Genomic DNA, 8322 nt, shown 5'->3' with positions numbered 1-8322 from the left:
CCTGTGGGTGGGCGGACTGATCATGTCGGGGTTCGGGACGATCCTGGGCGCGGTCAACTTCATCACCAGCATCCTCACCATGCGCGCCCCCGGCATGACCATGTTCCGGATGCCGATCTTCACGTGGAACGTGATGTTCACGTCGATCCTGGTGCTGCTGGCCTTCCCCGTGCTGGCGGCGGCCCTGTTCGCCCTGTGGGCGGACCGCATCCTGGGCGCCCACATCTACGACCCCTCGCACGGGGGCCCGCTGATGTACCAGCACCTGTTCTGGTTCTTCGGGCATCCCGAGGTCTACATCGTCGCGCTGCCGTTCTTCGGGATCATCACCGAGGTCATCCCGGTCTTCAGCCGCAAGCCCCTGTTCGGCTACGTCGGCATGGTCTTCGCCACCATCACCATCACCGGCCTGTCGATGACGGTGTGGGCGCACCACATGTTCGCCACCGGACGGGTGCTGCTGCCGTTCTTCTCTTTCCTGTCCTTCCTGATCGCGATCCCGACCGGCATCAAGTTCTTCAACTGGGTCGGGACGATGTGGCGGGGGCAGATCGTCCTGCAGTCGCCGATGCTGTGGGCGCTGGGGTTCCTGGTCACTTTCCTGTTCGGCGGCCTCACCGGCGTCATCCTCGCCTCACCCCCGCTGGACTTCCACACCCACGACTCCTACTTCGTCGTCGCGCACTTCCACTACGTGCTGTTCGGCACCGTGGTGTTCGCGATGTTCGCCGGGTTCGCCTTCTGGTGGCCGAAGATGACCGGCAAGATGCTGGACGAGCGGCTGTCGAAGATCCACTTCTGGATGCTGTTCATCGGCTTCCACACCACCTTCCTCGTCCAGCACCTGCTCGGCGCCAACGGCATGCCGCGCCGCTACGCCGACTACCCCGACGAGTTCACCGCCCTGAACCTGGTCTCGTCCGCCGGCGCCGCGCTGCTGGGCCTGTCGACCTTCCCGTTCCTGCTGAACGTATGGCGCACGTCCCGCAAGCCCCCGGACGTCCACGTCGACGACCCCTGGGGGTACGGCAACTCCCTGGAATGGGCCACGTCGTGCCCGCCGCCGCGGCACAACTTCGCGGCCGTCCCCGCCATCCGCTCGGAACGGCCGGCCTTCGACCTCCACCACCCCCATATCGGCACCGACGCCGCCCTGCAGGGCCGGGGGACCGCCGGCCGGGGCGGGGAAAGGCCGTCCTGACGTGCGGAAACGTTCGGTCGCCGGGGAGTGTGGCCGGGCCAATGCCGCCTAAAGATCTTGAAGTTCGCCCACCGCCGATGTGCGGGACCGGTCCTGACGGGTAGGCGCACCGAGCGTCATGGCGACGCGCAAGCGAGAGGAAGGACGAGCCTGGTGGCGTTCAATCCGTTCGAGCACCGCGGTATCCCGATCGACGACCAGTTCCGCAACTGGGGCCAACTCGACGTGGCCCCGATCGACCCCGACAACTCCGACCCGTACACGAAGTGCCGCATCATCGCGCTGAACGGCCTTGAGGTAGAGGCGATCATGTTCAGCCACCACTTCGCGCGCATGTGCCCCGACATCGAGGCGAAGCGGCAGCTCGCCAAGGTCCGCTACGTCGAGCAGCAGCAGCAGAAGGTCGTCAACTGGCTGCTCCCCGGGCAGGCGTCCGTCCTGGAGACGACCATCTCCTACGAGCAGGTCGCCACCGACCTGACCGGCTGGGTGGCCCGGATGGAGCCCGACCCGTACCTCAAGGCGTGCTACGAGTTCGGCCTCCTGGAGGACTTCGACCACCTGTACCGGTACGCCAACCTCTACGAGATGATCGAGCACCGCAAGGCGGAGAAGATCGTCGACGGGCTCACCGAGGTGATGCCGGGGCGCCCGACCTTCCAGCAGCACCGGAACCCGGTCGACAACATCCGCGAGCCCTACGACCGCGAGGCCGCCGCGCCGCTGTCGAAGCTGCACGCGCTCACCGTCATGGCGACCGAGCAGCAGACGATGAACTTCTACATGAACATGGGCCCGCTCTACATGGAGCCCATCGCCCGGCAGCTCTACCAGGAGATCGGGATGGTGGAGGAGGAGCACGTCACCCACTACGAGTCCATGCTCGACCCGACCGAGACGTGGTACGAGCGGCTCGTCAACCACGAGTACAACGAGTGCTACATGTACTACTCGTTCATGCAGACCGAGAGCGACCCGCGCGTCAAGGGCATCTGGGAGCTGCACCTGAACATGGAGCTGGAGCACCTGCGCATCGCGTGCGACATGATGCGCCAGGCCGAGGGCCGCGACCCGGAGGCCATGCTGCCGCGGGAGCTCCCCGAGCCGGTCACGTTCGAGCCGAACAAGGCGTACATCCGCGAGCTGCTGTCCACGCAGATCGACTACACCACGCTGGGCACCGGCATCGTCTGGGAGGCCCACGAGCGGTTCGAGGCGATGCAGGACAAGATCAACGCCGAGCGGCCGTCGAGCGAGGTCGTCATCGACGAGCACCGGCACAAGTTCGGCGACGAGTACCGCCTGGAGACCGAGGGCCCGCACCCGGTCGCGCGCATGCGCGACAAGCCGTACGCGTAGGCGCCGGCGGCCCCGGCACATCGCACCCCCGGGCGGGTGGACAACGAACGACGAAGCGAGGGAAACGGCAGTGAGCACCACCGAGAAGCAGTACTCCTCCACCGAGGACCTGATCGACCTGCTGAAGGCGCAGCACGGCCAGATCCGTGACCTGTTCGACGAGGTCATGCATACCCAGGGGCAGGAGCGCAAGGAGGCGTTCCGCGCCCTGGTGCGGCTGCTGGCCGTGCACGAGACCGCCGAAGAGGAGATCGTCCACCCGGTGGCCCGCCGCATCCCCGGCGGGGACGGCATCGTGGACGACCGGCTGGCCGAGGAGCGCCAGGCCAAGGAGGTGCTGGCCGAGCTGGACGGCATGGACACCGAGGACCCAGCGTTCCTCAAGACGCTCGACAAACTGCGGATGGACGTGCTGACGCACGCCCGCGCCGAGGAGCGCTACGAGTTCGACCGCATCCAGGACGAGTTCAGCCCGGCGCAGCTCAAGGGGTTCGCGGCGGCGGTCCGCGCCGCCCAGGCGACCGCGCCGACCCGGCCCCACCCCGGGACCGAGAGCGCGACCAAGAACATGCTGCTGGGCCCGCCCGTCGCGATCATGGACCGCGTCCGCGACATGATCCGCGACGCCCGCGACAAGGGCTGACCCGCGAACGCCGGGCCGGCCGGGGGCACCCCCGGCCGGCCCGCGTGTGCGCGGACCACCGCGCTCCGGGTCCCGTGCCGGGCCGCCATGCGTCAGAAGGCGGCGGGGCGGGCGACGTACCCGGCCTTCCGAACGGCGGCGACGAGGTCGTCGACGCCGGTCTTGGCGGGGTCGTGGACGACCTCGATCCGGGACGAGGCGAAGTGGACCTTCACCGACTCGACTCCCGCGAGCCGCCCGACCCGCTTCTCGATCTTCTGCACGCAGGACGGGCACGAGAAGCCCTCGGCGCGGAGGACGGTCCTGGTGGCGGTAGCTGTGGCGGACATTGCCGCGACCCCCTTTGCTTTCGCGCCGGTCCAGGTCAGGACCGGCTTCCCTGTCATGACCGCACGTTAGGCATTCCGGGCGCGGGTCTCCTTGACGCGCGTCAAGAACCGTGCGGGACCGTCCGCGGGCGCGCGTGGCAGGCTGGCGGCATGACCCACGACGACCTGTGCGTGACCCGCGTGCCGATCTTCCAGGGGCTGACCCGCCGGGAACTGGTCGATGTGGCGGCCCTGGCCCGCCCGGTGGCGGCGGGCAAGGGCGAGACGGTCTACGCCCCCGGCCAGCCGGTCTCCCGGCTGCTGGTCGTGCACAGCGGACGGCTCAAGATCAGCAGCCTTGCGCCCGGCGGCCAGGAGCAGATCCTGCGCACCGCGGCCGAGGGCGACGTGGTGGGCGAGCGGACCTTCCTGACCGGGCACCGGCCGGACCACTTCGCGGTCGCCCTGGAGGACAGCCGGATGTGCGTCTTCGACCACGACGACCTCGGGGGGCTGCTCCGCGACCACCCGGACATCGGGCTGCGGATGCTGCGCACGCTGTCCGACCGGCTCGCCTCCGTCGAGCGGCTGCTCGCCGCGGTCACCTCCAGCGACGTCACCGCGCGTGTCGCGGCCTACCTGCTCGACCTGCCGGCCGCCGTGCGGGACGGGACGCCCGAGGTGCGGCTGCCGATGGCGAAGAAGGACGTCGCCGCCTACCTGGGGACGACGCCGGAGTCCCTCAGCCGATCCCTCGCCGGCCTCGCCGCCGACGGCGCCATCGAACTGCGCGGGCGCCGCGGCGTCGGCATCCTCGACGTCGGCGCGCTGGACCGGGCGGCCGTCAGCCGCTGACCGGGGCGCCCGGCCAGGCGCAACCCCCGCCCGCGACTTGATCCGCGTCAAGGAACTCCCGCGCCTTCCGGCCTAGCGTCGGGGCAGACGTCGGATCGGACGTCGCCAAGGGCGTGAGGAGTTGGGACAGATGGGTTCGTGGCGGTGGAGCGTACCGCTGCTGAGCGGCCTCCTGATCGTCTTGTCGTTCGCGGTCCCGGCCGTGTCGGGCGCCGGTGCGGCCGGGGACGCGCTGATGGTCGCGGCGGCCGTCGTGGCCGGGTGGGGCATCGTGGCCAAGGCGGTCCGCGCCCTGGCCGCGCGCGTGGTCGGCATCGACCTCCTGGTCTCGGTGGCCGCGATCGGCGCGGTGATCATCGGGGAGTACTGGGAGGCCGCCGCGGTGACGTTCCTGTTCGCCGTCGGGCACGCGCTGGAGAACGCCACGCTGAGCAGGACGCGGTCCGCGCTGGCCGAGCTGGTCGCGGTGGCCCCCGAGACGGCGGTGGTGCTGCGGGACGGCGAGCAGGCGGAGGTGCCGGCCGCCTCGGTGGCGGCCGGGGAGACGGTCCTGGTCAAGAACGGCGCCAGGGTGCCGGTCGACGGCGTGGTGCTCGGCGGCACCGGCGCGCTGGACGAGGCGTCGATCACCGGTGAGTCGATCCCGGTGGAGAAGACCACCGGCGACCAGGTGTTCGCCGGAACGGTGTCGATGGGCGGGTTCCTCCAGGTGCGCGCCACCGGAGTCGGGGCCGACACCGCGCTGGCCCGGATCATCCACCGGGTCGAGGAGGCGCAGGACGCCAAGGCGCGCACCGCGGCGTTCATGGACCGCTTCTCGGCCTGGTACACCCCGGCGATCATCGTCCTGGCGCTGGTGTTCGGGCTGGCGACCGGGGACGTCGTGCTCGCGCTGACGCTGCTGGTCATCGGCTGCCCCGGCGCCCTGGTCATCTCGATCCCGGTCGCGATCGTCGCGGGCATCGGCCGCGGCGCGCGCGACGGCATCCTGATCAAGGGCGGGGAGTACCTGGAGACCTCCGCCAAGATCGACGCCGTGGCGCTGGACAAGACCGGCACGCTGACCGAGGGCCGCCCGTACCTGACCGACGTGGTGCCCCTGGACGAGACGTGGAGCCGCGCGGACGTGCTCGGCTGGGCCGCCCGCGCCGAGGCCGGTTCGGAGCATCCGCTGGCCCGCCCGATCGTGGCCGCGGCACGAGCCGAGGGGCTGGACGCCACCGGCCTGCCGGAGGCCACCGAGCCGGTCCCCGGCAAGGGCATCGTCGCGACCGTCGACGGGCGCCGCGTCGCGGTGGGCAACCTGGCCCTGCTGCGGGACGAGGGGGTCCCGCACGAGGCGGCCGCCCGGGTGGCCGGGGAGCTGTCCGCCGCCGGCCGCACCCCGATGATCGTGGCCGTGGACGGCCGCCCGGCCGGTGTGGTCGCCGTGGCCGACCGCGTCCGTCCCGACGCGGCGCGGATGGTCGCCGGCCTGCACGCCGCCGGTGTGCGGCGGGTCGTGATGCTCACCGGGGACACCCGGCGGGTCGCCGAGGCGGTCGCCGCGCGGGTCGGGGTCGACGAGGTCCGCGCGGACCTGATGCCGGAGGACAAGCTGGCGGCCGTCCGCGACCTGCAGGCGCGCGGGTACGTGGTCGCGATGGTCGGCGACGGCGTCAACGACGCCCCCGCCCTGGCCACCGCCGACATCGGCGTGGCGATGGGCGCGGCGGGCACCGGCGTGGCGATCGAGACCGCGGACATCGCCCTGATGAAGGACGACCTGACCAAGCTGCCCCGGGCCGTGGGCCTGGCCCGCCGCACCGTCGCGGTCATGCGCCAGAACATCGCGGTCGCGCTCGGCACCGTCGGCGCCCTGCTCGCCGGCGTGCTCCTGGGCGGCATCACGATGGCGGCCGGGATGCTCGTCCACGAGCTCTCGGTGCTGGTGGTCATCGGCAACGCGATGCGGCTGCTGCGCCGCACCGGGACGCCGCGGACGGGCGGTGGCGCCGCGCGTGCGCTGCCCGAGGGCCGCGATCTGGAGCGGTCGCCCGCCTGACCCCGGCGACGGCGCGGCCGAGGGCCTCCCGACCCTCGGCCGCGCTTTGTCGAGCATGGGACGGGCCGGCGCGGTGTCCGTTTACGGACGCGGCTCCGGGTACGGGGGAGAAATGGCGACAAGTGAGACCCGACGATTCCTGGCCATTTACCTGAACGACCATCTGGCCGGGGCGGCGGCCGGGGTCGATCTGGCCCGGCGGACCGCGCACGCGCGCCGGAACTCGGCCGGCGCGGACCGGCTGGAACGGCTCGCCGCGGACATCGCCGCCGACCGGGGAGCCCTGCTGACGATCATGCGCTCGCTGGACATGCCGGTCCGTCGCTACAAGAGCGTGGCGACGTGGGCAGCGGAGAAGGTGGCGCGGCTCAAGCTCAACGGCCGGCTGCGCAGCCGCTCGCCGCTGAGCGACCTGGTCGAGCTGGAGGCGCTGCGGCTGGCGGTCGAGGGCAAGGCCGCCGGATGGCGCACCCTGCTGTCCCTGGTCGACCGCGAACCGGCCCTGGACGCCGAGCGCCTGCGCACGCTGCTGGACCGCGCCGAAGCCCAGATCACCATCCTCGAAGAGCTACGCGTGCGGGCGGTAGAGGAGGCGTTCGGCGACCGAACCGTCCGCGCCGCCACCGCAGCAACCCCCTGAACGCGGCCCCCGAGAGTTCGTCGACTTGCGGCGTGTTGTTGTTATCCGGCCTCCCATAACAACAACACGCCGCAAGTCAACGCGGCGGTGGCCGCAAGAGGTCAGGCGGTGGTTCCCGCAACCTTGCCAGTAAATACTGGCGCTGATTGTCCGTCTCGCCTGGGAGCCACCGTGAAGCACTCCGCCGCGAATCCCCTGCTGTCCCGCCGCGCGTTCACCCTCGGCGGCGCCGCTCTGCTCGGCGCCGCCGCCGCCGGCCCCCTCGCCGGCACCGCGCACGCCGCCCCGCCCTCGGGCGACTGGACCGACGTGCCCATACCGCCCCTTTCCGGCCGGGCCCAGCTGTTCGGCATCGCCGCGCCGGACCCGCTGCACGTCATCGCGGGCGGCACCGAGGACGCGTCCGGGCGGAGCGCCGTCATGCTGCACCGCGGCCTGCGCGGCTGGACGCGGGCCGCGCTGCCCGCAGGGCTGGCCGTCGTCAACGACGTCCGCGCCCGGCACTTCGCCGACGCCTGGGCCGTGGCCGCGGGCCCGGACGCCTCGGCGCGCACCGACCTGCTGCACTGGAACGGCCGCCGCTGGACGACCGCCGCCGGTCCCGCCGGCGAGCAGCTCTACGCGATCGACCTGGACCGCACCGGCGCGCTCTGGGCGACCGGGATCACCCCGGACGGCGCGACTGTGTCGGTGCGGCGGGGCGGCCGCTGGACGAACACGCTCACCCTGCCCGGCCTTCCGGGACTCAACGCCATCGCCGCCGGCGGCCCCTCGGACGTGTGGGCCGGCGGGTTCGGCGGATCGTCCACCGGCACGACGCCGCTGTGGCACTTCGACGGCGCCGCCTGGACGCGCATCCCCTGGGGGACGGCCTACGCCCACTGGATCCTGCAGATCGAGCACGTCGCCCACGACGACGTCTGGTTCTACGCCCTGGAGCAGCACCCGCTGTTCCCGCCGCCGGCGCTGCACCACTGGAACGGCTCCGAGTTCACCGTCCACCGGATCCCGGGGCCGTCCGACCCGGCCGGCGGGGTGCGCCCGATGTCCGCGACCGGCTTCCTCGGCTCGATCGCCTCCGACGGGCGCGGCGGGGTCTGGGTGTCGACCCCGGCCGACACGTCCCACCTGCTGCACTTCGACGGCTCCACCTGGACCCGCGAGACCCCGCCCGCCACGGTGACCGCGTACGCGATGACGCGCGTCCCGCACACGACCACCATCTGGGCGGGAACCCAGGTGGGCACGCTCTGGCGCCGCTCCGCCCTCCCC

Annotated in this window: 8 protein-coding genes; 7 read left to right on the top strand and 1 reads right to left on the bottom strand. The window is 72.0% G+C overall.

Features of this window, described 5'->3' with window-relative positions; genetic code table 11:
- The 3 genes from E1200_RS28285 to E1200_RS28275 form a co-directional block, all read left to right on the top strand.
- Window positions 1–1201, top strand: a 1201-nt coding sequence (locus E1200_RS28285; RefSeq protein WP_131955133.1) for a cbb3-type cytochrome c oxidase subunit I, incomplete at its 5' end; no start/stop codon positions are given.
- Between the two features lie 153 nt (window positions 1202–1354).
- Window positions 1355–2560, top strand: coding sequence for a hypothetical protein (locus E1200_RS28280; protein ID WP_131955132.1), 1206 nt, complete (start codon window positions 1355–1357; stop codon window positions 2558–2560).
- 70 nt (window positions 2561–2630) lie between these two features.
- A complete protein-coding gene (locus E1200_RS28275) occupies window positions 2631–3203 on the top strand; it encodes a hemerythrin domain-containing protein (RefSeq protein WP_131955131.1) in 573 nt (190 codons plus the stop codon).
- A 92-nt stretch (window positions 3204–3295) separates the two neighbouring features.
- Here E1200_RS28275 and E1200_RS28270 read toward each other — a convergent pair whose 3' ends face one another.
- A complete protein-coding gene (locus E1200_RS28270) occupies window positions 3296–3532 on the bottom strand; it encodes a heavy metal-associated domain-containing protein (RefSeq protein ID WP_131955130.1) in 237 nt (78 codons plus the stop codon).
- A gap of 150 nt (window positions 3533–3682) precedes the next feature.
- Here E1200_RS28270 and E1200_RS28265 point away from each other — a divergent pair, with 150 nt between their 5' ends.
- From E1200_RS28265 to E1200_RS28250, 4 genes are all read left to right on the top strand, one after another.
- The gene (locus E1200_RS28265; protein ID WP_131955129.1) at window positions 3683–4366 is read left to right on the top strand and encodes a Crp/Fnr family transcriptional regulator; all 684 of its coding nucleotides are present in this window, start codon (window positions 3683–3685) and stop codon (window positions 4364–4366) included.
- Window positions 4367–4496: 130 nt separating this feature from the next.
- Window positions 4497–6410: a cation-translocating P-type ATPase gene (locus tag E1200_RS28260; protein ID WP_131955128.1), complete on the top strand. Its 1914-nt coding sequence runs from the start codon at window positions 4497–4499 to the stop codon at window positions 6408–6410.
- Between the two features lie 112 nt (window positions 6411–6522).
- Window positions 6523–7050 (top strand): hypothetical protein, encoded by a 528-nt coding sequence (locus E1200_RS28255; protein WP_131955127.1) that lies wholly within the window; start codon window positions 6523–6525, stop codon window positions 7048–7050.
- 171 nt (window positions 7051–7221) lie between these two features.
- The coding region (locus E1200_RS28250) for a hypothetical protein (RefSeq protein WP_131955126.1) at window positions 7222–8322 on the top strand (1101 nt) is incomplete at its 3' end.

Source organism: Actinomadura sp. GC306 (genome assembly GCF_004348665.1).
Classification (GTDB): domain Bacteria; phylum Actinomycetota; class Actinomycetes; order Streptosporangiales; family Streptosporangiaceae; genus Spirillospora.
The sequence above is the reverse complement of the archived record's forward strand: the minus strand, read 5'-3'. Positions and strand labels throughout refer to the sequence as shown.

Coding starts and splice junctions, on each gene's coding strand:
- E1200_RS28270 (WP_131955130.1), bottom strand. CDS start 3,532: ATGTCCGCCACAGCTACCGCCACCAGGACCGTCCTCCGCGCCGAGGGC.
- E1200_RS28265 (WP_131955129.1), top strand. CDS start 3,683: ATGACCCACGACGACCTGTGCGTGACCCGCGTGCCGATCTTCCAGGGG.
- E1200_RS28260 (WP_131955128.1), top strand. CDS start 4,497: ATGGGTTCGTGGCGGTGGAGCGTACCGCTGCTGAGCGGCCTCCTGATC.
- E1200_RS28255 (WP_131955127.1), top strand. CDS start 6,523: ATGGCGACAAGTGAGACCCGACGATTCCTGGCCATTTACCTGAACGAC.